Consider the following 22,904-nt stretch of genomic DNA (forward strand, 5'->3'; position numbering starts at 1 on the left):
GGGGTGATCGGCGGGACGATCCCCCTGATCGCGCCCATCGGCAAGCGCACCCAATCGTTCTCGGCCATGCCGCGCCAGCAGACGAAAGCGACCCGCGCGCCCGGCTTGAGCGCACGGCGCATATTAGCGAACGCCGCCGTCGGATCGTCGAAGAACATCACTCCGAAGCGCGAGAACAGGATGTCGAACGCGCCTTCGGGCAACTCGGTGCTGCTGGCGTCGGCCACCTGGAACAGGGCCGGCGTATCCTGCGGCGTTAGCGCGCACGCTCTGCTGATCAACGGTTCGGATATGTCCACGCCTAGCACATGGCCGCCCGCGCCAACGCAGTCGGCCAGATCACGAGTAGAGGTCCCCGCGCCGCAGCCGACGTCCAGTACGCGTTCGCCCGTGGCGGGCGCGGCTGCTTCGATCGCGGCCTGGCCGAACACCGCCATCATGGCATCGAGCCGAGCCTGGTTGGCGACCCAGTACTCCCCGCTTTGACCATTCCAGTCGGCGACTGGATATGCATTTTGCTCTTTCATGTGATGTCCTTGTTCTGATTCGTTTGTAACTAGGAGTGGTCGGACGAGACGCTGATGCTGGCTTCGGAGCATCTGGTTTTTTGACATGTGCGTCTTCTCAGGCACCGGGTGAACTGCGGGGCTAGCCGTCCAGTCGGTTTTCGATGACACCGGCCCGCACCCTTCAGAGTCCGATAGCCCGTGGCAACCGGGTAAGGGAATCTATGTCCTCAAACCAACATCGATTGTTGGGCGAAGATACCCGCCATCGCGCCCTGCGATGATGCCAGGGTGACCGAGGGCAAGAAGGGTGTGGCGAGGTCGCCGGCGGCGTAGATGCCGGGCATGCTGGTTTCGCGGCGCTCGTCGACCTTGAGGACGACGCCCACGGGTGTATCCACCGTGGCGAGGCCCAGTGATTCATGCAGGCTTGCGGACGGCTTGTTGCGTGGATGCGCGAACAGGATGTCGAGCGCGACATTGGGGCCATTATCAAGCTTGACGATGGCATTATGTCCCCCGAGATGGGTGATTTCGATGATCCGGCCATCGACGACAGGTATATGGCGGCGCGCCAGATCAGCCTGGATATCGGGCGGAATGTCGTGGCCATCGGCGAAGACCGTCAACGTGTCCGTCCAATCGTGGTACAGCCTGACATAGTTATGCGACTGCGGGCCGGACCAGACGAGGCCCCAATGCTGGCCGGCGACTTCAAAGCCGTCGCAATAGGGGCAAGGCACGATAGATGTGCCCCAGCTTTCGGCAAAGCCCGGAATATCAGGCATCTGGTCGACGACGCCATAGCTCAGGATCAGGCGGCGCGCCCCAAGGCTTTCGCCATCGCCAGTGAGGACGGAGTAATGGTCAATGGCTCCGGAAACGCTGTCGGCCCGCGCATTGACCAGCCTGATCGTGGGATAACGCGTAAGCTGCTGCCGCGCCTCGGCCAGGATTTCCAACGGTGGCTTGTGATCGTGACCGAGCAGGCCGTGCGAGTGGCCGGCGAAGCGATTGCGCGGCAGGCCGGTATCGAGAACGGTAACCTTGCGGCGGGCACGGCCGAGCTGCAGGGCGGCGGCGATGCCGGCAAAGCTGCCACCGATGATGATGACGTCATTCATGGTGATGGACTCCGCGTTGTGGACGAAGGGAGATTGGTTTGTATGTTTAGGATACTCCTGAGTACCCTAATTTAAAAATTGGAATACTGTCAAGTACTGGAAATTTTATGACCGAAAACAGTCAAGGCCGGCGCGGCCGGCCCGCTAACGAGGCGCTTGGCCAAACGATAGTGGATGCCGCGTGCGAACTTTTTGTGGAATTGGGTTTTCAAGCGACGACAATGGACAAGGTCGCTCAGCGGGCGAAGATATCCAAGCTAAGCATCTATAGGCACTTCGAGAACAAAGAGGCGCTGTTCAGCGCGGCCATCGCGGCCCACTGTCATCAGTTTGCACCACAGGCCCTTTTTGAAGGCTTCGATGGTTCGGCCGAAGATCAGCTGATGGCGGTGGGATCAACCCTGCTTCGCACTCTGTTGAGCCCGGACGTGCGGAGTGTCGAAGCCATGATCATGGCCGACAAGACTAATCAAAAATCGTTAAGCAAGCGTCAATACGAAGCCGGCCCCGCCTATGTCATCGCCCAAATAGAGACCCTGTTGCGTCAATTGCATGCGAAGGCGGTTCTGAACGTGCCTGACCCACTGCGGTCCGCCCGCTTGTTTGCCGCGCTTTTCAAAGGGTCTGATCTGTTGATTATCGCGCGCTTCGATGAGGCGAGAGCAGAGGACGACAACGAAATCGAATACTATTGCCGGTCGGCCGTCGACATGTTCATCGCCGCGCACGGTGGCAACGACCATGCGGGCGAATAAGCATTTGATTGCTCCGGGCAGCTTGGCTTCGGCCAAGGTGGCATAAATCAAGACAATTTATCTTTTTTCCAACGATAAAAGACGCTCGCATTTACCGCGGTCCAAGCATCCAGCCTGGATGCGGTCGACTGCTCTCCGGTGGTGGCCGTGTCCGAGTTCAGGTGATCTGAAATCCGGCTTTTTCAACAGAGTCGGACGATTCCTGCCAGGTGGCCGGAGGAACTGCGCAGGCAAGCCGGAAAGAGATTCATTGTAGAAGCAGGCTTGACCGTTACCGCAACGGTCTTATGAAACGTTTGCATGATCATCGAGGTAATGGCAGTTCCGTGGTGTATTTGATCTGCTCCATCGCAAAGCTCGAAGTGATGTTGGACAGCCCCTCGGTAGAGGTAATCAGTTTCTTGTAAAAGCTGTCATAGGCCGTGATGTCGTCGACCACCACCCGCAGCATATAGTCCCACTCGCCGGACATCCGATAGAACTCCATCACTTCCTCGAACTGCATTACCGTCTTGGCGAAGGTCTCCAGCCAGAGACTGTCGTGACGCTGAGTCTTCAGCTGCACGAACACCGATAACCTGAGGCCTAGCCGGACCGGATCCAACAGGGCCACCTTGGCCCTGATATAGCCGCCTTCCTCGAGCTTCTTCATGCGCTTCCAACAAGGAGTGGTGGAGAGGTTGACGGCCTCGGCGAGATCCTTCAGGGAAAGAGATGCATCGCGTTGTAAGAGCGAGAGGATATGACGATCAAAACTATCCATTCTACTTAACATCCTAATTTGTAGAAAAATTTTCTATAAATTACGTTGAATCATAGCAAGAAGAAAATCTTTTTTTCGCCGGCCAGAAGTAAGATTTATCCCCATACAACCTGCCCGGAGAAACCCGAGATGAACAAGAAAATCATCGCCACCCCCGTTGCCCCTCAGGCGATCGGCCCCTATTCGCAGGCTGTAAAATGCGCAGATACCCTTTACGTTTCCGGCCAGATTGCTCTCGACCTGCACATGCAGATGGCCGACGGCATCGAGGCGCAGATTCGGCAAGTCTTCGCCAACCTTGAGGTCATTCTCGAAGAGGCCGCGATGAGCTTCGCCGATGTAGTCAAACTGAATATCTACCTCACTGACCTGAGCCACTTCGCCCTGGTTAATGGGGTGATGGAGGAGCTGTTCGCCAAGCCCTATCCGGCGCGCGCGGCGATCGGCGTCAGCAGCTTGCCGCGAGCAGCGCTGGTGGAAGTGGACGCGATCGCTGTAGCTGCATGCTGAGCCGGAGTCAGACCACGATGAATTACTGGATCCGCACGGCCATCAGGAGTATTTCCTGCGACCTGCTACGTTCCGCCGACACCCACATTCACAAGCTGGACATTCCGGGCTTGAGGGGCGTCGACATTTATCTCAAGGACGAGAGCACCCATCCCACCGGCAGTCTCAAGCATCGGCTGGCACGCTCGCTGTTCCTGCACGCCATCTGCAGCGGCAAGGTCCGCGAGGGCACCCATGTGGTCGAGGCCTCCTCGGGTAGCACGGCCGTGTCCGAAGCCTATTTTGCCAAACTGCTTGGCCTGCGCTTCACAGCGGTCATGCCGCGCAACACCGCCAGCAAGAAAATCGAACAGGTCGAGCAGCTCGGCGGACACTGCCACTTCGTCGATCACGCGTCCCATGTCTATGCCGAGGCAGAGCGCCTGGCGCGCGAAAGTGAAGGCCACTACATGGACCAGTTCACCTACGCCGAGCGGGCGACGGACTGGCGTGGAAACAACAATATCGCCGACAGCATCTTCCAGCAGATGGCCGGCGAGCCGCACCCCGTTCCCCACGCAATTGTCATGAGCGCCGGCACCGGCGGCACCTCTTCGACCCTCGGCCGCTACATCCGCTACAAGGGCCATGACACCCGGTTGATCGTGGTCGACCCGGAAAACTCGGTGTTCTATGAAAGCTACCGCACCGGCGACTCATGCCTCACCAGCGACCATGGCAGTCGCATCGAAGGCATCGGCCGCCCTCAGGTTGAGCCGTCCTTTCTGCCGGACGTGATCGACGACATGCTCAAGGTGCCTGACGGGGCCAGCATCGCCACCCTGTACTGGCTGGAAAAGCTACTCGGCAAGAAACCCGGCGGCTCCACCGGGACCAATATGTGGGGCGCGCTGAGCGTGGCGTTGCAGATGCAGGAGCAGGGACTGCAGGGGTCTATCGTGACCCTGATGTGCGATAGCGGCGAACGCTATCTGGACACTTATTACGACCGTGACTGGGTCGCGCGCAGCATTGGCGACATCACACCCTATGCCAAACAACTCGATCGCTTTCTATAGCCCACGCAAGGCCACCCAGACCATGAGCCAGACCAGAAACAAATTTTCCACCGAGGTGATCCACGCCGGCGAACAGGCGAGCTACGCCGACAATACGCTCTTCCCGGCCCTCGTCACCTCAAGCTCATTCAGCAAGCGCGGCCTGGACGACAATCCGCAGTACGCCTACGGGCGGGTCGGCAACCCCACCCGTCATGCCTACGAGACTTGCATCGCCAGGCTGGAAAGCGGTCATGGTGCGACGGCCTGCGCCTCTGGCATGGCCGCAACTGCCAGCGTGCTTGAGCTACTGCCCAAGGACTCCCATGTGATCGTGATGGCCGGCGTTTACGGCGGTACCTTCCGCCTTATGCAGGACTACCGCAGCAAGACCTCCGGGCTGCAGGCCAGCTATATTGACCTTAACGACCTTGAGGCACTGGCGGCCAGCCGCCGCGAGAACACCCGGCTGATTTGGATCGAGACACCGACCAACCCCTTGTTGCAACTGGTGGACCTTGTGCCAGTGAGCGAGTTTGCCCGCGCCCACGGCATCCTGACCTGCGTCGACAACACCTTCTGCTCGCCCTGGAACCAGCGTCCTATCGAATACGGCGTAGACCTGGTGATGCACTCGGCGAGCAAATACATAGGTGGCCACTCCGACCTGATCGGTGGCGTGGTGGTGGCGGCTGATGAGCAACTGTTCGCCCGCCTGCGCGCTATCAGCATGGCCATCGGTGCGGTTCAGGGGCCGTTCGACTGCTACCTGGCCCTGCGCGGGTTGAAAACCCTTGATGTGCGCATGGAGCGCCAGTGCAGCAATGCGGCAAAGATCGCCAGCTACCTCAGCACCCACCCACAGGTCGAGCAAGTGTTCTACCCGGGGCTGGAAAGCCATCCGCAGCATGCCCTGTGCAAAAGCCAAATGCGCACCGGCGGCGCGGTGGTCTCGCTGAAACTTGCGGCAGACCGCAAGGCAATGCCCCGGTTCATCGAGCAGCTGTCGATCTTTGTGCTGGCCGACTCCCTGGGCGGGGTGGAAAGCATGATCAATCACTCCTACAGCATGTCGCACAATTCCTTGAGCCATGAACAGAAGATCAGCCTCGGCATCACCGAGAACCTGGTCCGCCTGTCCATTGGACTGGAGCACGTCGACGACCTGATCGCCGACTTGAAGGCAGGCTTCGAGCGGCTGCGCGACACCCGCGTCGACTGACCGAGATTCCCGATCCCCTCAGCCTCCAGGGTTCAGCAAGCCTTGGAGTCAGACGCTAACAAAACCAACAATAAGCAATCCAGAAAGGGTGTAAGCAAGATGTTTGATTTCGGTATTTGGACCATCATGCCCCCGATAGTGACCATTTTCCTCGCGGTGTTCACCCGCCAGGTCATCTTGTCGCTGCTCGCAGGGGTGGTTGCGGGTTTTTTGGTTCTTTCGAACTTCCAGATCGGCAACGGCCTGGGCAGTTCGGTGCAAGGCATGGTGGATGTGTTCAAGTCTGAGGGGGCGGTGAAAACCATTCTCTTCGGTCTGATGGTTGGCGGCGTCATCCATCTCGCCCGCATCACTGGCGGCATGGAGGGGCTGGTCAGGCTGCTGACCGACAAGGCGCGCATCGTTAAGGGCCCGGTCAGCTCACAGCTGCTGGGGAGCGCTATCGCCGGGCTGATCTTTATCGAGAGCAACCTCGCGTTGCTCACCGCCGGCACCGTGACCGGCGGCTTGTCGAGCAAGTATCGGGTTTCCCGTGAACAGATGGGCTACGTTATCCAGAATACTGGCCTGAGCGTATGGTCATCCGTCCTGTTCAACGGCTGGGGCGCAGCAATGATGGGAGTGATCGCAGTGCAAGCCGGTAAGGGCTTCATCAGCGGAGAGCCATTCAGCATCCTGGCGCACGCCATCGTCTACAACTTCTTCGCCTGGATCACCTTTGCCTTCGTCCTGCTCAGTATCTTCACCCGTTTCTCCTTTCCCGCCATGCGCCGCGCCAACATGCGTGCAGCCCAAGGTATCGAGTTGCGCGAAGGTGCCATACCTCTGGTGACAGAGCTCAGCCCGGTACAACAAGGCCGAGCGCCTTGTACCTCAAACCTGTTGTTGCCGTTGCTGGCGATGATCGTCAGCGTACCAGTGGGTCTGTATATCACCGGTGACGGCAGTATCAGCAAAGGCTCGGGCTCCACTGCAGTGCTCTGGGCGGTGCTGGTGGGTCAGGTGGTTGGGGCGATCCATTACATCCTGGTCAAGCGTGTGTTGAGCGTGGACCAGTATTTCCGCGAGCTGCTGATTGGCTACCAGTCGATGGTCCCGCTGGGTGTGGTCATGACCCTGGCCTTTCTGATCGGCAATGTGTGCGGCGAACTGAACGTTGGCGGCTACCTCTCGGAGCACATCAATGGCTATGTGCCGATGAGCTTGAGCGCCGCCTTCGTGTTTATCGTTGCCGGTGTGATTTCCCTGTCAACCGGGACGTCCTGGGGCACCTTCTCGATCATGATTCCAATCGGCATCCAGATCGCCGCGGCCTCAGGGGCCGATCCCTACTTGATCATCGGTGCAGCCATCTCAGGTTCGATTTTCGGCGACACCGTTTCACCGATCAGCGACACCGGAATCGTGACCTCGATGGCCACTCGCAACGACCACATGGACCATATGAAAACCCAGCTGCCGTACTGCCTGGCTGCGGGGCTGGTTGCGCTGCTGCTGTACATCGCAGCAGGCGTGACCCAAACGAATTGAGAAGGGAAAAATGACGATGCCGTTTAACCTTGAACCTTTCTTCGACCCCGAGAGTTGCACCTATAGCTATCTGGTCAGCGACCTAATGACTCGTCGCTGCGCGATCATCGACCCGGTGCTCGACTACGACGCTGCCGCCGCGCGCATCTCCTACGCCAGTGCCGATCTCCTGGTTGAGCAAGTGCGCGACAACGGGCTTGTGCTCGAATGGATTCTGGAAACCCACGTGCACGCCGACCACCTCTCGGCCGCCCGCTACCTGCAAGGGCAACTGGGTGGACAGATCGGCATTGGCAATCGCATCCCTCTTGTGCAGGACACCTTTGCCAGGCTGTTCGACGCCGAAGATGGGTTCAGGGTAGACGGCAGTCAGTTCGACCGTCTGTTCGCCGATGGCGATACATTCCACATTGGCGCGCTGTCCGTCCGGGTGCTGCACACTCCCGGTCATACGCTGGCTTGCGTGAGCTATTTGATCGAAGATGCGGCATTCGTTGGCGACACCCTGTTCATGCCCGACTGCGGCACTGCCCGCTGCGACTTTCCCGGTGGCGACGCTCATCAGTTGTACCGCTCGATTGGCCGACTGTTCGAGCTGCCAGGCAATACCCGCCTGTTCATGTGCCACGACTACAAGTCCTCCAGTCGTGACCAGTACTGTTACCAGACTACTGTTGCCGAAGAGCGCGCGCTCAACATCCATGTTGGCCAAGGCGTCGATGAGGCTGGTTTCGTCACCCTGCGCACAATACGCGATAAAACCCTGGGCCAGCCCAGACTGCTGTTGCCGTCAGTTCAGATCAATATGCGTGCCGGCGAGAGCCCCCCGGCGCAAGCCAATGGCATCAGCTACCTGAAGACTCCGCTCAATGTGTTCTGAATCGCTATTTAGCGTTCAGGCAGCACGATATGGACAACAACTTTCAAGAGTCGAATTGGCATGCAGGTCACTACCCACAGCAAAGATTTTTCAACAACCGCTCAAGTATCCCCGGAAGATCTGCACGAAGCAGTCAAGCTAGGGTTTCGCTCAATCATCTGTAACCGACCCGATCATGAAAGTGGAACGGATCAACCTACCAGTGCGGCCATTCAAGCCGAAGCCAAACGACTGGGTCTTGAGTTTGCCTATCTTCCGGTTAAGCCTGATGCCATCAGCGACCGTGACGTACTGGATTTTGGCCGACTACTGGACAGCTTGCCAGCACCCGTATTGGCCTTCTGCCGCACCGGTAATCGCTCAATCCGGCTCAGCCAAAAAGCGTCTGCGAGCACTCGAACCAAAGCCTCTATTGGCGTCCCCGATATCACCGTCGACATCCTTGTTATTGGCGCCGGGGCGGCGGGCATCGGCATCGTGGCAAGCCTGCTCAGGCGGGTTCCGGATCTACGAATCACGCTGGTTGAGCCCAATGAGCAGCATTACTACCAACCGGCCTGGACGCTGGTCGGCGGTGGAGCGTATGACGTGCGCAAGACCGCCAGGCCCATGTCGCAAGTCATTCCGCGCGGCGCCACCTGGATCAAGGCCGCTGTGGTCGAGGTCCTGCCGGACAGTAAACGCCTGAAGCTGAACAACGGTCAAAGTGTCGCCTATCAAAACCTCATCGTTTGCCCAGGGCTGAGGCTGGCCTGGGAGAAGATCGAAGGGCTGGAGGAATACCTGGGCAAGCATGGGGTGACGTCCAACTATCGCTATGATCTTTGCGACTACACCTGGCAGCTCGTGCAGGGCTTACGCCGCGGCAAAGCCCTGTTTTCCCAGCCCGCTATGCCGATCAAATGTGCCGGTGCCCCGCAAAAGGCGCTTTACCTGTCCTGTGATCACTGGCAAAAATCAGGTGTCTTGCAGGACGTGGACGTCGAATTCAATCTCGCTGGCGCCACCCTGTTCGGGGTGGCCGCCTTTGTCCCGCCACTGATGAAGTACATCGACAAATACCAAGCGCAGCTGGTGTTCGGCTCGAACCTGGTCAAAGTCGACGGTCCGGGCAAAACCGCCTGGTTCGAAAGCAGGGACGAGCAGGGTACCCTCAGCCGGCACGCCAAACGTTTCGACATGCTTCACGTGGTGCCGCCGCAGGTAGCTCCAGACTTCATACGCTTGAGCCCCCTGGCGGACGCCGCCGGCTGGTGCGAGGTGGATCCAGGGACGCTGCAACACAGCCGCTACCCTGAGGTATTCGCTCTGGGGGATATCTGCTCCACCAGCAACGCCAAAACTGCTGCCGCAGCCCGCAAGCAAATCGTCGTCGTGGCCGAGAACCTCCTCGCGCTGCGTCGCCACCAGCCCATGCCGCTGCGCTACGACGGGTACGGGTCGTGCCCACTCACGGTGGAGAAGGGCAAGGTGGTGCTGGCTGAGTTCGGCTACGGCGGCAAATTGCTGCCTTCCTTTCCCCTGGATCCGACGGTCGCCCGGCGTGCTGCCTGGTTCCTGAAAGCCAGGTTTCTGCCGTGGTTTTACTGGAACGGCATGCTTAAAGGCCGTGAGTGGCTGACGAGCCTCTCCAGGCCTGAGTGAGGGGCGAGCATGCTACTGAGTGGAATGTTCGGTATAGCCATCGGTATCATCCTTGGCCTGACCGGTGCCGGGGGCGGCATTCTGGCCATCCCGGCGCTGGTGATTGGCCTGGGCTGGTCCATGACGCAATCAGCACCTGTGGCGCTTTTCGCCGTCAGCGCCGCCGCCACATTAGGGGCTATTGATGGCCTCAGAAAGGGCCTGGTGCGCTATCGCGCCGCGCTGCTGATGGCGCTGTTAGGTGCTGTCTTTTCGCCCTTGGGAGTGTTCTTTGCTCATTCACTGCCCGACACTGTGCTGATATCGCTTTTTAGCGTGGTGTTGGTCGTTGTGGCGATACGCATGATTCGACAGGCCTGCAGCACTCAGTCTGAAAACAGAGGCGATGAGCCGCGCTGGCAACACAAAAACTGCATGCTCAACCCACAGACCGGTCGCCTGCGCTGGACCCTGGAATGCTCGACCACTCTGGCCATCGTTGGCTCGGTTTCAGGGCTGCTCACGGGGATGCTCGGCGTGGGTGGAGGGTTCTTGATCGTACCTGCATTCCAACAACTGACTGATATCAGGATGCATGGCATCGTGGCCACTTCGCTCATGGCCATCGCCTTGATTTCAGCCTCTGCCGTGACAGGCGCATTGTTGGCCGGTGCCCACATCACCGCGGCCGGCGGCATGTTTATCGCCGCCAGTGTGGTCGGTATGCTACTGGGCAGAATCCTCTCCCCGAGGCTGCCCGCCAAAGTCATTCAACTGGGCTTTTGCGCCGTGTGCGTTGTGGTTGCAAGCTACCTGATGCTCAAAACCTGGATGTAGAAAGCCCACCGGGGTTAGCCCTGTTCAACCCTTTAGGACGTTCGAGTGTTGAACCGCAACCAAGTCTCGTCCTGCTTCTCATTTTTTCCCTGCCAAGACCTGCTGCTCATTTCGATCATTAAGTTGTCAGTTTCGGTCATTGAGCGGCCGCTGGACTGCTCATAGTCTGTAACCCATGACAGAGGGGCGCCAAAGAGCGCTCACACTTTTCCGTGATCGCTCGTTGTGGAGTTACCGATGACCGCCGCTCATTACCCGCACCTGTTGGCCCCGCTGGACCTGGGTTTTACCACGTTGCGCAACCGCACCCTGATGGGCTCGATGCACACCGGACTAGAAGAAAAACCAGGTGGTTTCGAGCGCATGGCGGCGTATTTCGCCGAACGTGCCCGGGGTGGGGTCGGCCTGATGGTCACCGGCGGTATCGGCCCGAACGATGAGGGTGGCGTCTACTCTGGCGCGGCCAAGCTGACGACCGAGGAAGAAGCGCTCAAGCACCGTATCGTTACCCGTGCGGTGCACGAGGCGGGCGGCAAGATCTGCATGCAGATTCTCCACGCCGGCCGTTACGCGTATAGCCCGAAGCAGGTCGCGCCAAGCGCCATTCAAGCGCCTATCAACCCGTTCAAGCCTAAAGAGCTGGACGAGGAAGGCATCGAGAAACAGATCCGCGATTTCGTCACCTGCTCGACCCTGGCGCAACAGGCCGAGTACGACGGCGTCGAAATCATGGGTTCGGAAGGTTATTTCATTAACCAGTTCCTCGCGGCCCACACCAACCACCGCACTGACCGCTGGGGCGGCAGCTACGAAAACCGCATGCGCCTGCCGGTGGAAATCGTCCGTCGGGTGCGTGAGGCCGTTGGCCCGAACTTCATCATCATTTTCCGTCTGTCGATGCTCGATCTGGTCGAGGGCGGCAGTACCTGGGACGAAATCGTGCTGTTGGCCAAGGCCATCGAGCAGGCGGGTGCGACGATCATCAACACCGGTATCGGCTGGCACGAAGCGCGAATTCCGACCATCGCCACCAAGGTGCCGCGTGCGGCATTCAGTAAAGTCACCGCCAAGCTGCGCGGTTCGGTGAACATTCCGCTGATCACTACCAACCGCATCAATACCCCGGAAGTGGCCGAGCAGATCCTGGCCGAAGGCGATGCCGACATGGTGTCCATGGCGCGGCCGTTCCTCGCCGACCCGGACTTCGTCAACAAGGCTGCTGAAGGCCGCGCTGATGAAATCAACACGTGCATCGGTTGCAACCAGGCGTGCCTGGACCACACCTTCGGCGGCAAGCTGACCAGTTGCCTGGTCAACCCGCGTGCCTGCCACGAAACCGAACTCAACTACGTGCCGGTCCGGCAGGTCAAGAAGATCGCTGTGGTCGGTGCCGGTCCTGCGGGGCTTTCCGCCGCCACCGTGGCAGCCGAGCGCGGCCATCAGGTGACGCTGTTCGATTCGGCCAGCGAGATCGGCGGTCAGTTCAACGTGGCCAAACGTGTGCCGGGCAAGGAAGAGTTCTTCGAGACCCTGCGTTATTTCGCTCGCAAATTGCAGACCACCAACGTCGAGGTGTGCCTGAACACTCGCGTGGATGTGGCGAAGCTGGTTGAGGGCGGTTTCGACGAGATCATCCTGGCGACGGGGATCGCGCCAAGGACTCCGGCGATTCCGGGCGTCGAGAACGCCAAGGTTTTGAGCTACCTGGACGTGCTTCTGCAACGCAAGCCTGTAGGCAAGCGCGTAGCAGTGATCGGTGCCGGCGGCATCGGCTTCGACGTCTCGGAATTCCTCGTTCACCAGGGCCAGGCCACCAGTCTGAATCGCGACGAGTTCTGGAAAGAGTGGGGCATCGACACACACCTCCAAGCGCGCGGCGGTGTGGCCGGGATCAAGGCTGCACCCCATGCACCGGCCCGTGATGTATTCCTGCTGCAACGCAAGAAATCCAAGGTCGGCGACGGCTTGGGCAAGACCACCGGCTGGATTCACCGCACCGGTCTGAAGAACAAGCAGGTGCAAATGCTCAATAGCGTCGAGTACTTGAAGATCGACGATGAAGGCCTGCACATTCGCATCGGTGAAACCGGTGAGCCACAAGTATTGCCGGTGGACAACATCGTGATCTGCGCCGGGCAGGACCCGCTGCGTGAGCTGCAGGATGGTCTGCTGGCGGCGGGCCAGAACGTGCACCTGATCGGCGGCGCGGATGTCGCGGCGGAGCTGGATGCCAAGCGGGCGATCAATCAGGGTTCGCGGTTGGCGGCTGAGTTGTAATTTGCAGGTTTAGCGTGTCAACGGCGATTGCGGGCTAGCCCGCTCCCACAGGTTCTGTGTCGGTCATGCATTTTGTGATCGGCGCAGGCCCCCTGTGGGAGCGGGCTTGCCCGCGATGACGGCCTGAAGGCTGCTAAGATGCCTGCTCCAAACCCGGATCTTGCATCAATGCTTTCCCCTCCCAATGACTGGCTCCCTGAAGCCCCTCTCCAACGCCTCCACCTCGACTGGCTGACCACAGCCGGCATCGAAGTCGCGATCCTGCGTCTGGACCAGATCGATCCGCTGATCAGTGGCAACAAATGGTTCAAGCTGATCGAACACCTCAACATTGCTGCACAGTCCGGCGCCAAAGGCATCATCAGCCTGGGTGGGGCTCACTCCAATCATTTGCATGCACTGGCGGCGGCCGGCCAACGATTTGGCTTTTGCACCGTAGGCCTGTTGCGTGGGCACCCTCAGGAAACCCCTACGGTGAGGGACTTGCAGGCGTTCGGCATGCAATTGCACTGGCTGGGTTATGGCGGTTATCGGGCGCGGCATGCAGCGGATTTCTGGGTGCCATGGAAAGCCCGCTATCCCGACCTGCAACCTGTACCGGAAGGTGGCGGCGGTTTGCCTGGGGCGCGTGGCTGCATGCAGCTCAAGGCTCAGGTCTGCAAGCAATTGAGCGCTCTGGGCTGGAGCGATTACGATGGTTGGTGGCTGGCCTGCGGGACAGGAACGACCTTGGCCGGATTGGTACTGGCCGAAGCGGGGGAGCATCAGGTTTACGGTGCACTGGCGGTGCCTGACGATCATGGTGTGAGGCAGCAGGTTGAAGTGATTCTCGAGGAGGCGGGTTTGACAGAACCGGCTTATGAATTACTCGACGCCAGTCGTGGCGGTTTCGCCAAAGTCGATCCTTCGCTGCTCGAATTCATCACGCAAACAGAGCAGGCCTGCGCAATCCCGTTGGAACCGCTTTACACCGGCAAGGCATTGCTGGTGCTCAGGCAGCAGGTCGAAGCAGGCACATTCAAAAAGGGTGCACGCCTGATCTTCGTTCATACCGGCGGTTTGCAGGGGCGCCGTGGATTTCAGTGAGTCAGGACGGTTAAGTCACCACACGCTGGCGAAAATGAGCGATCAGATGTAGGCCGATTCTGTTTGTGCTGTATTTTCAGTTTTATGCTTGAGTGATAAAGACCGTTGATTAATATTGGTCGGGCATGGCCGTTATTTAAAGCGAATAACAGTTTTTGGCAGTTAAAATCTTGTAATCAAAGGAATGAGCATGAACGAAAACATGAATGGAGTCCGTGGTGAAGTAACTGAGTACACGTGGGGAAGATTGTGGTCCGACGGGACTCGGGAGTTTAACAATGGCGCCCTTTTGTATGCGGACGGTTCACTCGAGTTTGATGGCCTGACGTTCTATCCTGATGGGGTTATCATCGATGCGGCGGGGCGGCAGGTCGGCCTGGCCGAGCCCATCGACGAGACGCAAGATCTTGGGCAACCAGCGATTGACGAAGAGCCAGGTTCTGTCGAACAAGAGGAAGTGGAAGATGCCGCGAGTCCAGTGGATGAACTTCAAGCGTTGAATATTGAAGATTCGGATGACGTTGAGAGTTACATGTCTCTCGGTGGCGATGAACGTTAATTGATATTGCAATAGTTCAAGTTAAAAAGAGCCGTAGCACTCTGCTGAGTACTACGGCTTTTCTTTATTGATTTTGCGGCATCTCGCCGTTGGCCAGACGTTTGTTGATATCGGCGATCACTTCCGGCAAGTCGGTGATGGTATCGATCATGTAGTGCGGGCGTGAGCCTTCGAACAATGCATGAATGCGCTTGCGTTCGCTGGCAAGTTTGTCGCTGGCCAGTGCGCGATAACCTTCGTAGTCCAGGCCCAGTGCATTGCCCGAGCAAATCAGTGCCACGGTCCACATGCCGGCGCGACGGCCTTCGAGAATGCCCGGTACGGTGTCGTCGATTTTTACGCAGGCTGCGACATCGTCGATGCCCAGGGCAATCACGTTGGCCAGCGCCTGAGCGGGCCATGGGCGTCCATTCGGTACCTCGTCAGTGGCGACGACATGGTCAGCGACGTAACCGTTGGTGGCGGCCAGTTCGACGACTTTATCCATGACTTGTTTTGGATAGCCGGAGCAGGAGCCGATCTTGATCCCTTGCTGGCGCAGGTTGGCAATGGTGTCCAGAGCGCCGGGAATCAGTGCCGAGTGCTCGGCGATTTTTTCGATCTGCAGCGGCATGAAACGCTGGTAGATGGCGGTCACGTCATCGTCAGTCGGTGTGCGGCCAAATACTTTGCGATATCGCTCGGCGACTTGCGGTTGATCGCAAAGGGTGCGGATGTGATCCCACTTGCCCATGCCCATCGGGCCTCGGGCTTCTTCGATGGAGACCTGGACATCGAACTCGGCGAAGGCTTCGACGAAGATCTGCGTCGGCGCGAATGAACCGAAGTCGACGACAGTGCCGGCCCAGTCGAGGATGGCGGCTTGCAGCGTGGTTGGGTTGGTGTAGTTCATGGCAATTAAATTCCTGAGTTGGCAATACGGTTCAATGCAGGAGTGAGCCTGCTCGCGATGGCGGTGTGTCAGTCGACATCAGTGGTGAATGTCAGGCCGCAATCGCGGGCAAGCCCGCTCCCACAGGGGAATGTGGTGTGACTTAAATCTCCAACACTTCCATCTCACGCAGCACTTCGCCAATCGCGGCCACGGCTTCGCGCATTTCGGCCGGCTGAACATGGCCAATACAGCCAACGCGGAAGGTTTCGACCTGAGTCAGTTTGCCCGGGTAGAGGATGTAGCCCTTGGCCTTGACCCGTTCGTAGAATTCCTTGAACTGGTAGCGTGGATCTTTCGGCGCGTGGAAGGTGGCGATGATCGGCGCCTGGATCGCCGCTGGCAGGAAACTGCGCAGCCCCAGCTTGCTCATCTCTTGCATCAATGCCTGGCAGTTGGCGGCGTAGCGCTCGTGTCGGGCCGGCAAGCCGCCTTCTTCGTTGTATTGCAGCAGGGCCTCATGCAAGGCGGCGACCACGTGAGTCGGCGGGGTGAAGCGCCATTGGCCGGTCTTGGTCATGTAGGTGTGCTGGTCATACAGGTCCATCGCCAGCGAATGCGAGTTGCCGGCGGCACTGGCCAGGGATTCTTTGCGAGCGAAGACGAAGCCCATGCCCGGCACGCCTTCCAGGCATTTGCCCGAGGCGGCGATCAGTGCATCGAACGGGATCTGTTGAGCGTCGACCGGCAAGGCGCCGAAGGAACTCATGGCGTCGATGATCAGACGTTTGCCGTGTTGCGCGATGACCTGGGCGATTTCGGGCAGCGGGTTGAGGATGCCGGTGCTGGTTTCGCAGTGGATCAGTGCAACGTGGGTGATACCGGCATCGGCCCGCAGCAGACGGTCGACGTCGGCGGCAGTGGTCGGTTCGTCTTCGGCGGTTTCGAAGGTGCTGAACGAGCGACCGAGCACTTCGCAAATTTTCGCCAGGCGTTTGCCGTAGGCGCCGTTGATCAGCACCAGGACCTTGCCATCGCGAGGCACCAGGGTGCCGATTGCCGCTTCGACGGCAAAAGTGCCGCTGCCTTGCAGTGGCACGCAGTGGTGAGTGGCGGCGCCGTTGATGATCGCCAGCAGTTGTTCGCAGAGGCTGGCGGTCATTTGGTTGAAGCGGTCATCCCATGAACCCCAGTCAACCATCATTGCCTGGCGGGTGCGGGCCGACGTGGTCAACGGGCCAGGGGTGAGCAGGATAGGGGCGGCAATACTCATTCTCGTGTCCTCGCATTCGATGGGATGAAGCGTTGGTGCCTAAATTGCAATTTGCCGGACTATCAATCAAATTGTTTGTTGTTATGCCAGCCATCAGTGAGGGTTATCCATGAACCTGTTCCAGCTTCGCGCCTTCGATGCCGTGGCCCGAGAGGGCAGCTTTACCAGAGCGGCAGCGCGCCTGTTCATCAGCCAGCCGGCGGTGACCGGCCATATCAAGGCGCTGGAGGAGCATTACCAGATCACGCTGCTGCGCCGTACCGCACGACGGGTGGAGCTGACCGAAGAGGGCACCAAACTGGCGGCGATTACTCGGGCGATGTTTGGTCTGGCGGACGAGGCGCAGGTGATGCTGGAGGCCAACCGGCAGTTGCTGACCGGGCGTCTGGAAGTGGCGGCGGACGGCCCGCACATGGTCATGCCGATGCTTGCCAGCCTGCGTGCGCGTTATCCGGGGATCACCGTGAATTTGCGCCTGGGCAATGCTCAGGAAACGTTGGCGGCGCTATTGTCCGAACATGCCGACGTGGCGGTGCTGACCGAGGTCGAGCCGCGCAAGGGCCTGCATCTGCAAGCCCTGAGCGAATCACGCATCTGTGCATTGGTGCCCGATGGGCACCCGTGGGCGCATCGAACCCAAGGCGTGCCGCTCAAGGAACTGGACCAAGTGATCATGGTGTTGCGTGAGCCGAGTTCGATTACCCGGCGCACGTTCGATGAGGCGTGCGCCCAGGCCAGGATCAACCCAAGAGTGCTGCTGGAGCTGGACAGTCGCGAAGCGGTGACCGAGGCGGTTGCGGCGCAGTTGGGGGTCGGCGTGGTGTCGTCGGTGGAGGTCAGCCATGATCCGCGGGTGGCGGCGGTACCGATCATTGGCGAAGGATTGGTGAACCGGCACATGATGGGGTGTATGGTGCGGCGGCGGGATTTGCGTTTGATTCAGGCGTTTTTCGGGTTGGCGCCTGGGGGGTAGACCGAGGTGCGCCCATCGCTGGCAAGCCAGCTCCCACAGGTTTTGTGTCGTTCACAAGATTAGTGGCCAACACAAATCCCTGTGGGAGCTGGCTTGCCAGCGATGAGGTCGGCCCTGCCTAAACAAGACTATCGCGCACCATTTCCAGAAAAGTCGCCACCACCCGGCGCGAACTCTGCTCGCGCAAACACACCAACGTTTCGGTCAACCGCCGCTTGCAATCGGTGATCGGCAGTGCGCAAACCCTCGAGTCCGCACCGAACTCGGCCGCCGAAACCACGCCCACACCGATCCCGACCACCACCGCCTCCCGTGCGGCTTCGCGGCCTTCCACCTGAATCGCCGGGCGGATGCGCAACCCTGCGCCGGCCATTTCTTCTTCCAGGGTCTGACGGGTGACCGAGCCGATTTCCCGCAGCACCAACGGCGTGTCGTCAAGATCCGAGAGGGTGATGGACTCGCGGTCGGCCCATGGATGATGGCGTGATACGAACGCCACCATCGGGTCGTTGCGCAGGGGCAACGAGAGCAGGCGCTCATCGCTGACATCGCGTCCCAGCAATGCCAGATCGGCTTGATAGTTGAAGAGCCGGAACAGTGATTCATCGGTGTTGCCCGTTTCGATCTTCACGCTGATGCCCGGGTAACGCTCGCAAAACCTGGCGATTTGCGGCAACACATGCACAGGCGCGTCCACCGCCAGAATCAGGCTGCCGGTCTGCAAGGCCTGGGAATCCTGCAACAGCTCCTGGGCCTCGGCTTCGATCACGAACAACTTTTGCGTGACGCCGAGCAAACGCTCGCCCAGATCGGTCAGGCGTACCGAGCGCTTGTTGCGATGGAACAGCAACACGCCGTAGCGTTCTTCGAGCTTGCGCACCTGGTCGGAAATCGCCGGTTGCGTGAGAAATAGCCGCTCGGCGGCTTTGGTAAAGCTTCCGTGCACGGCCACGGCATGGAAGGCTTTGAGTTGGGCGTGGGAAACCGACATGGGAATCTCCATTAACAAGCTGAGCTTATTTTGGAAATACGATAAATCGATTTCATTTATTTATCAGTCATTGTTTTTATGTACCTCAGCCCTGGTGACTGTCAGTCGAACAGCAGTGGGGTGCCATGAGCCTGGTGGATCAACAGGACTCATCTGACCGCAATCGCCTACAGGGACAAGGTGATTTCGCAGTGCTCAACAATAAAAAAGACAGGCGTTTTCATTTAATTCTGCCGGCACACTCAACCCTGAGGTCAGAACCACAATGAACAAGCACATCGGCACCATCAAGCGTTGGCGCGTGCAGATTTTCGCGATCACCTGGCTCGCCTACGCCGCTTTCTACTTCACACGCAAAGCGTTTTCAGTCGCCAAGCTGGGGATCGGCGAAGACCCGACGTTCATGCTCGACAAGATGGCCATGGCCAACCTCGACGCCATCTACCTGACCGCTTACGCCGTAGGCCAATTCACTTGGGGCATCCTCGCAGACCGTTTCGGGCCACGGGTCGTGGTGCTCGGCGGCTTGGTCATCTCCGCCGCGGCGGCGCTGGTGATGGGCAATTTTGCAACACTGCCGATCTTCGCGACCTGCATGCTGATTCAAGGCCTGGCGCAGTCCACCGGTTGGTCGGGACTGTGCAAGAACCTCGGCAGTTTCTTTCCCTCGGAGCAACGTGGGCGTGTGCTGGGCTTATGGAGTTCGTGCTACGCCTTCGGCGGTCTGGTGGCCTCTCCGTTTGCTGGCTGGTGGGCGTACACGCTCGTCGGCAGCTGGCATGCGGCGTTCATTTCCAGTGCGGCGGTGGTTGGGCTGGTTGCCGTGCTGTTCTTTATTTTTCAACGCAACAAACCCCAAGACGTCGGCTTGCCGGCAGTTGAACCTGAGCCTGAGCTGACCGCCGAACAGGCCGACGCGCAAAGCAGAATCAGCATGTGGGTGCCGTTGAAGGAAATCCTGCGCAATCGCACGGTGCTGGTGTTGGGGCTGGCGTATTTCATGCTGAAACCGGCGCGCTACGCGATTCTGCTGTGGGGGCCGGTGATTGTTTTCGAGCAGATGCCCTCGGTGGGCAAGGTCGGGGCGGCGATCATTCCCACCGCGTTTGAGTTGGCAGGGTTGCTCGGGCCGATCCTGATTGGCCTGGCCTCGGACAAACTGTTCGGCGCCCGACGCATGCCGGCCTGCGTGATCAGTCTGTTGGCGTTGACCGTATCCCTGGCGTTTTTCATGGGTGCCCTGCACACCGGCAGCGTGGTACTGGTGGTGGCGCTGTTGTTCGTCATGGGCCTGACACTCTACGGGCCGGACTCGATGATAAGTGGCGCTGCCGCCATCGACTTCGGCACTGCAAAGGCAGGCGCGACAGCGGCCGGGTTCGTCAACGGCTGCGGTTCGGTCGGGGCGATTCTCGGTGGTTTGCTGCCGGGCTACTTTGACACCGTTACCGTTTTCATCGTCTTTGCCGGCTGTGCGATGTTCTCCGCACTGGTACTCATCCCACACTGGAACAGCCGCCCCAATGGCATGGGTACTCCATTCGCCTGCGTACCCAATCAAGCGATAACCGTCAAACCTCTGGGTACCTGAATCCTTTCCCTCGTCGCCTGCTGCATCTGCGGCAGGCCGGCTTCCGGCGAAGCTTGCAGCCATCGTTGGCAAATCCTGACTTTTTATGGCTTGAGGTCGGTGCGATTGACCAGCCAATCGAGTAACAAGCGGGTATCGCTGCGCGGCTTTTGCTGGCGAACTGCTGGAGTCGAAGGGTGTTGTCTGAAGCTCGCGCAAAAGACTGGGCGGTCGGGGTCGCTGTCGATGAAACTGACCAGCCCGTCGCTACCCGCCAGGGGCATGCCGGCCGGATTGAACCCGGTGTTCGCAGTCGACAGCACGACCGGCAACCAGAGGTCGGCAGGTGCTTCGCAGTCGCTGGTTGTCGCCGGCCACAGACGTACCTGGATTCGCCCTTGATCATCCTCAATAGCCGGCTTGCCCGCCTGACCACACACCCGGGCAGGCTGGAAACCGGTGATGCGCGGCCGGTCTTGTTCAAGCGCCGGCCGGAAGACCGTTGACCAGGGAATGGCGCAAAACTGATTGTGGTAATGCCGGGGCGTGCTTGGGCAAGCCTGCTCCAGAATCGAATCCTGCCGCCCTTGATGCTGTGCCTGAATGACCAGCCATTGATCGTTGAAACCCCGCAACGGATGTTCCGCCACCTGCACGATGCACCCGCTGCGCAATCGGCAGTGGTTGCTCTGCCCATGGACTTTCACCTGCTGACTTCGCAGGCGCTCCAACTGCCGTCGACCCAGTTGCTCGCGATGACGCTGTGGGTGAACAGGGCTGGACACCGAGCGCGGCGAAGAGTGATTGACGGCGCTATCCCCGATAGCTGCAATAGCGCGATTTCGGGCATCCACCTGGAGCGGCAAAGACAATAAATCGTGGCGCTGGAACAGTTCGCTGATCACTGGTGATTGAGCGATCGTGAGCATGTCGTTTTGAAAAGGCATCAGCAGCGGTTCCTGCGGGAAACTCAGGCTGTCATCGGCAAAAATCAGAACATGGCCGGCCCGGTGATGTTCGAAGTGGTAGTGAATGCCCTCTTCCTCGCACAGCCGTTGCAGCAGCGCGAGATCGCTTTCCTCGTACTGAATGCAAAAAGGTCGCAGGGGATAGTGGCTGTCTTGGAGCTCGAAGCGGAAGCTGCTGTCGGGTAAACCATGTTCTTGCAACAGTCGACCCAGGATCATCGGCACACTGAGGTGCTGGAAAATGCGTCGTGATCTGTGCCGCTCCAGCGCCTGAAGCGCAGGCACCAGTATCAGTTTGTAGCCCACCCGCTGATGGCCGCGATGTTCGTGGCTGGCGCTGTGCAGTACGCCATGAATGTAGTGGCCATGGCCGATAACCAGAAGTGCCGGTTGTTGCAGCAGTCGCTCAAGGGGCAGGCCCGGAGCGAGGCCGATGGCATCGATATCGAATCGATAGGGTTGATTGAGAGCCTCGCGGCCACTGAACTGCACCACCTGCAAACTCAAATTGTCGTCGAGCAGTGTCAGGGTGAAGGGACTTTCCTTGTCGTTGTGCATTGATCGCGCTTCTACCGAGGAGTACGGGTGCGAAGGGTACGAAACCATGACCCTTGATAGTCATCGCGAATCGTAGTTTCAGAAATGCCCTACAAAAGCCGGTGAAGATGTCGATCCTGCCGTTGAGAATTTTTGGTCGATTGCCAACTTTAGGCCGTATAAACTTGGCGCCATGCGTCGGCCAATAGATGTCTCGGCGCCATAGACAAGAGAGTGAGTAATGGGCGCACAGTGGAAGGTTAAACACAAAGAAGCGGCAGCTAACGCCAAGGGCAAGATCTTCGGCAAACTGGTGAAAGAAATCACCATTGCTGCACGCAACGGTGCCGATACCGCCACCAACGCACACTTGCGTCTGGTGGTGGAACAGGCCAAGAAAGCATCGATGCCCAAGGAAACACTGGACCGCGCCATCAAGAAAGGTGCGGGCCTGTTGGGCGAAACCGTGCAATACCATCGCGTGACATATGAAGGGTTTGCACCGCATCAGGTGCCGTTGATCGTTGAATGCGTGACCGACAACATCAACCGCACCGTCGCTGAAATCCGCGTCGCATTCCGCAAGGGCCAGTTGGGCGCCTCCGGTTCGGTGGCCTGGGATTTCAACCACGTGGGCATGATTGAAGCCTCGCCGGACACCCCGGATGCGGATCCGGAAATGGCTGCGATCGAAGCCGGTGCCCAGGATTTTGAACCGGGTGAAGAGGGCGCGACCCTGTTCCTGACCGAGCCTACCGACCTGGATGCGGTTCAGAAAGCCTTGCCTGAGCAGGGTTTCACCGTGCTGTCGGCCAAACTGGGCTACCAGCCGAAGAACCCGGTCAGCGGCCTGAGCGACGAGCAGATGGCTGAAGTCGAAGCGTTCCTTGAAGGCCTCGATAACCACGATGACGTGCAGGACATGTTTGTCGGTTTGGCGGGTTAATTTGTTTCGCCAGTGACACCGTCATCGTCGGAACGTCGCCCGGAGCAAGCTCGCTCCCACAGGTTT

Annotated in this window: 21 protein-coding genes and 1 pseudogene; 15 read left to right on the top strand and 7 right to left on the bottom strand. The window is 59.2% G+C overall.

The genetic code is table 11. From position 1 onward, the window contains the following. Positions 1 to 527, bottom strand: a 527-nt coding sequence (locus D8V06_RS12550; protein WP_130931055.1) for a class I SAM-dependent methyltransferase, incomplete at its 3' end; no start/stop codon positions are given. 209 nt (positions 528 to 736) lie between these two features. Next, positions 737 to 1,630 (bottom strand): NAD(P)/FAD-dependent oxidoreductase, encoded by an 894-nt coding sequence (locus D8V06_RS12555; protein ID WP_130931056.1) that lies wholly within the window; start codon positions 1,628 to 1,630, stop codon positions 737 to 739. A gap of 107 nt (positions 1,631 to 1,737) precedes the next feature. On the opposite strand from D8V06_RS12555, the gene D8V06_RS12560 reads away from it, so the two are divergent. Next, on the top strand, positions 1,738 to 2,385 hold the full coding sequence (locus D8V06_RS12560) for a TetR/AcrR family transcriptional regulator (protein ID WP_130904252.1): 648 nt from the start codon (positions 1,738 to 1,740) through the stop codon (positions 2,383 to 2,385). A 304-nt stretch (positions 2,386 to 2,689) separates the two neighbouring features. Here D8V06_RS12560 and D8V06_RS12565 read toward each other — a convergent pair whose 3' ends face one another. Then, positions 2,690 to 3,148 carry an Lrp/AsnC family transcriptional regulator gene (locus D8V06_RS12565; RefSeq protein ID WP_130904253.1) on the bottom strand — a complete coding sequence of 153 codons (459 nt, stop codon included), beginning with the start codon at positions 3,146 to 3,148 and terminating at the stop codon, positions 2,690 to 2,692. Positions 3,149 to 3,277: 129 nt separating this feature from the next. On the opposite strand from D8V06_RS12565, the gene D8V06_RS12570 reads away from it, so the two are divergent. From D8V06_RS12570 to D8V06_RS12615, 11 genes and pseudogenes are all read left to right on the top strand, one after another. Continuing rightward, positions 3,278 to 3,658 carry a Rid family detoxifying hydrolase gene (locus D8V06_RS12570; protein WP_130904254.1) on the top strand — a complete coding sequence of 127 codons (381 nt, stop codon included), beginning with the start codon at positions 3,278 to 3,280 and terminating at the stop codon, positions 3,656 to 3,658. Between the two features lie 17 nt (positions 3,659 to 3,675). Beyond that, entirely contained in the window at positions 3,676 to 4,716 is a 1,041-nt protein-coding gene (locus D8V06_RS12575; protein ID WP_130904255.1) for a PLP-dependent cysteine synthase family protein, read from the top strand. A 22-nt stretch (positions 4,717 to 4,738) separates the two neighbouring features. Continuing rightward, positions 4,739 to 5,917, top strand: coding sequence for a PLP-dependent aspartate aminotransferase family protein (locus D8V06_RS12580; protein WP_130904256.1), 1,179 nt, complete (start codon positions 4,739 to 4,741; stop codon positions 5,915 to 5,917). A gap of 126 nt (positions 5,918 to 6,043) precedes the next feature. Continuing rightward, on the top strand, positions 6,044 to 7,447 hold the full coding sequence (locus D8V06_RS12585; RefSeq protein WP_241667812.1) for a Na+/H+ antiporter NhaC family protein: 1,404 nt from the start codon (positions 6,044 to 6,046) through the stop codon (positions 7,445 to 7,447). Between the two features lie 16 nt (positions 7,448 to 7,463). Further along, the gene (locus D8V06_RS12590) at positions 7,464 to 8,327 is read left to right on the top strand and encodes an MBL fold metallo-hydrolase (RefSeq protein WP_130904292.1); all 864 of its coding nucleotides are present in this window, start codon (positions 7,464 to 7,466) and stop codon (positions 8,325 to 8,327) included. Positions 8,328 to 8,387: 60 nt separating this feature from the next. After that, a pseudogene (locus D8V06_RS31070) lies at positions 8,388 to 8,696 on the top strand (TIGR01244 family sulfur transferase); the annotation flags it as partial. 42 nt (positions 8,697 to 8,738) lie between these two features. Further along, positions 8,739 to 9,971 carry an FAD/NAD(P)-binding oxidoreductase gene (locus D8V06_RS12595; RefSeq protein ID WP_347238262.1) on the top strand — a complete coding sequence of 411 codons (1,233 nt, stop codon included), beginning with the start codon at positions 8,739 to 8,741 and terminating at the stop codon, positions 9,969 to 9,971. A 9-nt stretch (positions 9,972 to 9,980) separates the two neighbouring features. Further along, positions 9,981 to 10,787, top strand: a complete 807-nt coding sequence (locus tag D8V06_RS12600; RefSeq protein ID WP_130904259.1) for a sulfite exporter TauE/SafE family protein — start codon at positions 9,981 to 9,983, stop codon at positions 10,785 to 10,787. Between the two features lie 237 nt (positions 10,788 to 11,024). Further along, the gene (locus D8V06_RS12605) at positions 11,025 to 13,064 is read left to right on the top strand and encodes an NADPH-dependent 2,4-dienoyl-CoA reductase (RefSeq protein WP_056854681.1); all 2,040 of its coding nucleotides are present in this window, start codon (positions 11,025 to 11,027) and stop codon (positions 13,062 to 13,064) included. 168 nt (positions 13,065 to 13,232) lie between these two features. Continuing rightward, positions 13,233 to 14,150, top strand: a complete 918-nt coding sequence (locus D8V06_RS12610; RefSeq protein WP_130931057.1) for a pyridoxal-phosphate dependent enzyme — start codon at positions 13,233 to 13,235, stop codon at positions 14,148 to 14,150. Between the two features lie 190 nt (positions 14,151 to 14,340). Next, positions 14,341 to 14,709: a hypothetical protein gene (locus D8V06_RS12615; RefSeq protein WP_130904262.1), complete on the top strand. Its 369-nt coding sequence runs from the start codon at positions 14,341 to 14,343 to the stop codon at positions 14,707 to 14,709. Between the two features lie 64 nt (positions 14,710 to 14,773). Here the strand turns inward: D8V06_RS12615 and phnX are convergent, their stop codons facing one another. Both phnX and D8V06_RS12625 read right to left on the bottom strand, forming a co-directional pair. Beyond that, positions 14,774 to 15,601, bottom strand: coding sequence for a phosphonoacetaldehyde hydrolase (gene phnX / locus D8V06_RS12620; RefSeq protein WP_056854679.1), 828 nt, complete (start codon positions 15,599 to 15,601; stop codon positions 14,774 to 14,776). Between the two features lie 142 nt (positions 15,602 to 15,743). Continuing rightward, positions 15,744 to 16,853: a 2-aminoethylphosphonate--pyruvate transaminase gene (locus tag D8V06_RS12625; protein WP_130931058.1), complete on the bottom strand. Its 1,110-nt coding sequence runs from the start codon at positions 16,851 to 16,853 to the stop codon at positions 15,744 to 15,746. A gap of 109 nt (positions 16,854 to 16,962) precedes the next feature. Between D8V06_RS12625 and D8V06_RS12630 the strand changes: the two genes are divergently transcribed. Further along, positions 16,963 to 17,826, top strand: a complete 864-nt coding sequence (locus D8V06_RS12630; protein WP_130931059.1) for a LysR substrate-binding domain-containing protein — start codon at positions 16,963 to 16,965, stop codon at positions 17,824 to 17,826. A gap of 118 nt (positions 17,827 to 17,944) precedes the next feature. On the opposite strand, the gene D8V06_RS12635 is transcribed toward D8V06_RS12630, so the two are convergent. After that, positions 17,945 to 18,817, bottom strand: coding sequence for a LysR family transcriptional regulator (locus D8V06_RS12635; RefSeq protein WP_056854676.1), 873 nt, complete (start codon positions 18,815 to 18,817; stop codon positions 17,945 to 17,947). A 265-nt stretch (positions 18,818 to 19,082) separates the two neighbouring features. On the opposite strand from D8V06_RS12635, the gene D8V06_RS12640 reads away from it, so the two are divergent. Further along, positions 19,083 to 20,408: an MFS transporter gene (locus D8V06_RS12640; protein ID WP_056854675.1), complete on the top strand. Its 1,326-nt coding sequence runs from the start codon at positions 19,083 to 19,085 to the stop codon at positions 20,406 to 20,408. Between the two features lie 83 nt (positions 20,409 to 20,491). Here the strand turns inward: D8V06_RS12640 and tssI are convergent, their stop codons facing one another. Further along, positions 20,492 to 21,913 (bottom strand): type VI secretion system tip protein TssI/VgrG, encoded by a 1,422-nt coding sequence (gene tssI / locus D8V06_RS12645; protein WP_130931060.1) that lies wholly within the window; start codon positions 21,911 to 21,913, stop codon positions 20,492 to 20,494. A 220-nt stretch (positions 21,914 to 22,133) separates the two neighbouring features. On the opposite strand from tssI, the gene D8V06_RS12650 reads away from it, so the two are divergent. Then, positions 22,134 to 22,838, top strand: coding sequence for a YebC/PmpR family DNA-binding transcriptional regulator (locus D8V06_RS12650; RefSeq protein ID WP_056854673.1), 705 nt, complete (start codon positions 22,134 to 22,136; stop codon positions 22,836 to 22,838). Positions 22,839 to 22,904: the final 66 nt, after the last annotated feature.

The organism is Pseudomonas sp. Sample_24, from assembly GCF_004307605.1.
Lineage (GTDB): Bacteria > Pseudomonadota > Gammaproteobacteria > Pseudomonadales > Pseudomonadaceae > Aquipseudomonas.

What these genes read in the sequence shown, in the direction of transcription:
- D8V06_RS12635 (WP_056854676.1), bottom strand. Translation starts at nt 18,817, where the DNA reads ATGTCGGTTTCCCACGCCCAACTCAAAGCCTTCCATGCCGTGGCCGTG.
- D8V06_RS12580 (WP_130904256.1), top strand. Translation starts at nt 4,739, where the DNA reads ATGAGCCAGACCAGAAACAAATTTTCCACCGAGGTGATCCACGCCGGC.
- D8V06_RS12585 (WP_241667812.1), top strand. Translation starts at nt 6,044, where the DNA reads ATGCCCCCGATAGTGACCATTTTCCTCGCGGTGTTCACCCGCCAGGTC.
- D8V06_RS12625 (WP_130931058.1), bottom strand. Translation starts at nt 16,853, where the DNA reads ATGAGTATTGCCGCCCCTATCCTGCTCACCCCTGGCCCGTTGACCACG.
- D8V06_RS12565 (WP_130904253.1), bottom strand. Translation starts at nt 3,148, where the DNA reads ATGGATAGTTTTGATCGTCATATCCTCTCGCTCTTACAACGCGATGCA.
- D8V06_RS12615 (WP_130904262.1), top strand. Translation starts at nt 14,341, where the DNA reads ATGAACGAAAACATGAATGGAGTCCGTGGTGAAGTAACTGAGTACACG.
- D8V06_RS12575 (WP_130904255.1), top strand. Translation starts at nt 3,676, where the DNA reads ATGAATTACTGGATCCGCACGGCCATCAGGAGTATTTCCTGCGACCTG.
- D8V06_RS12630 (WP_130931059.1), top strand. Translation starts at nt 16,963, where the DNA reads ATGAACCTGTTCCAGCTTCGCGCCTTCGATGCCGTGGCCCGAGAGGGC.
- D8V06_RS12600 (WP_130904259.1), top strand. Translation starts at nt 9,981, where the DNA reads ATGCTACTGAGTGGAATGTTCGGTATAGCCATCGGTATCATCCTTGGC.
- tssI (WP_130931060.1), bottom strand. Translation starts at nt 21,913, where the DNA reads ATGCACAACGACAAGGAAAGTCCCTTCACCCTGACACTGCTCGACGAC.
- D8V06_RS12605 (WP_056854681.1), top strand. Translation starts at nt 11,025, where the DNA reads ATGACCGCCGCTCATTACCCGCACCTGTTGGCCCCGCTGGACCTGGGT.
- D8V06_RS12590 (WP_130904292.1), top strand. Translation starts at nt 7,464, where the DNA reads ATGCCGTTTAACCTTGAACCTTTCTTCGACCCCGAGAGTTGCACCTAT.
- phnX (WP_056854679.1), bottom strand. Translation starts at nt 15,601, where the DNA reads ATGAACTACACCAACCCAACCACGCTGCAAGCCGCCATCCTCGACTGG.
- D8V06_RS12555 (WP_130931056.1), bottom strand. Translation starts at nt 1,630, where the DNA reads ATGAATGACGTCATCATCATCGGTGGCAGCTTTGCCGGCATCGCCGCC.
- D8V06_RS12650 (WP_056854673.1), top strand. Translation starts at nt 22,134, where the DNA reads ATGGGCGCACAGTGGAAGGTTAAACACAAAGAAGCGGCAGCTAACGCC.
- D8V06_RS12570 (WP_130904254.1), top strand. Translation starts at nt 3,278, where the DNA reads ATGAACAAGAAAATCATCGCCACCCCCGTTGCCCCTCAGGCGATCGGC.
- D8V06_RS12610 (WP_130931057.1), top strand. Translation starts at nt 13,233, where the DNA reads ATGCTTTCCCCTCCCAATGACTGGCTCCCTGAAGCCCCTCTCCAACGC.
- D8V06_RS12560 (WP_130904252.1), top strand. Translation starts at nt 1,738, where the DNA reads ATGACCGAAAACAGTCAAGGCCGGCGCGGCCGGCCCGCTAACGAGGCG.
- D8V06_RS12640 (WP_056854675.1), top strand. Translation starts at nt 19,083, where the DNA reads ATGAACAAGCACATCGGCACCATCAAGCGTTGGCGCGTGCAGATTTTC.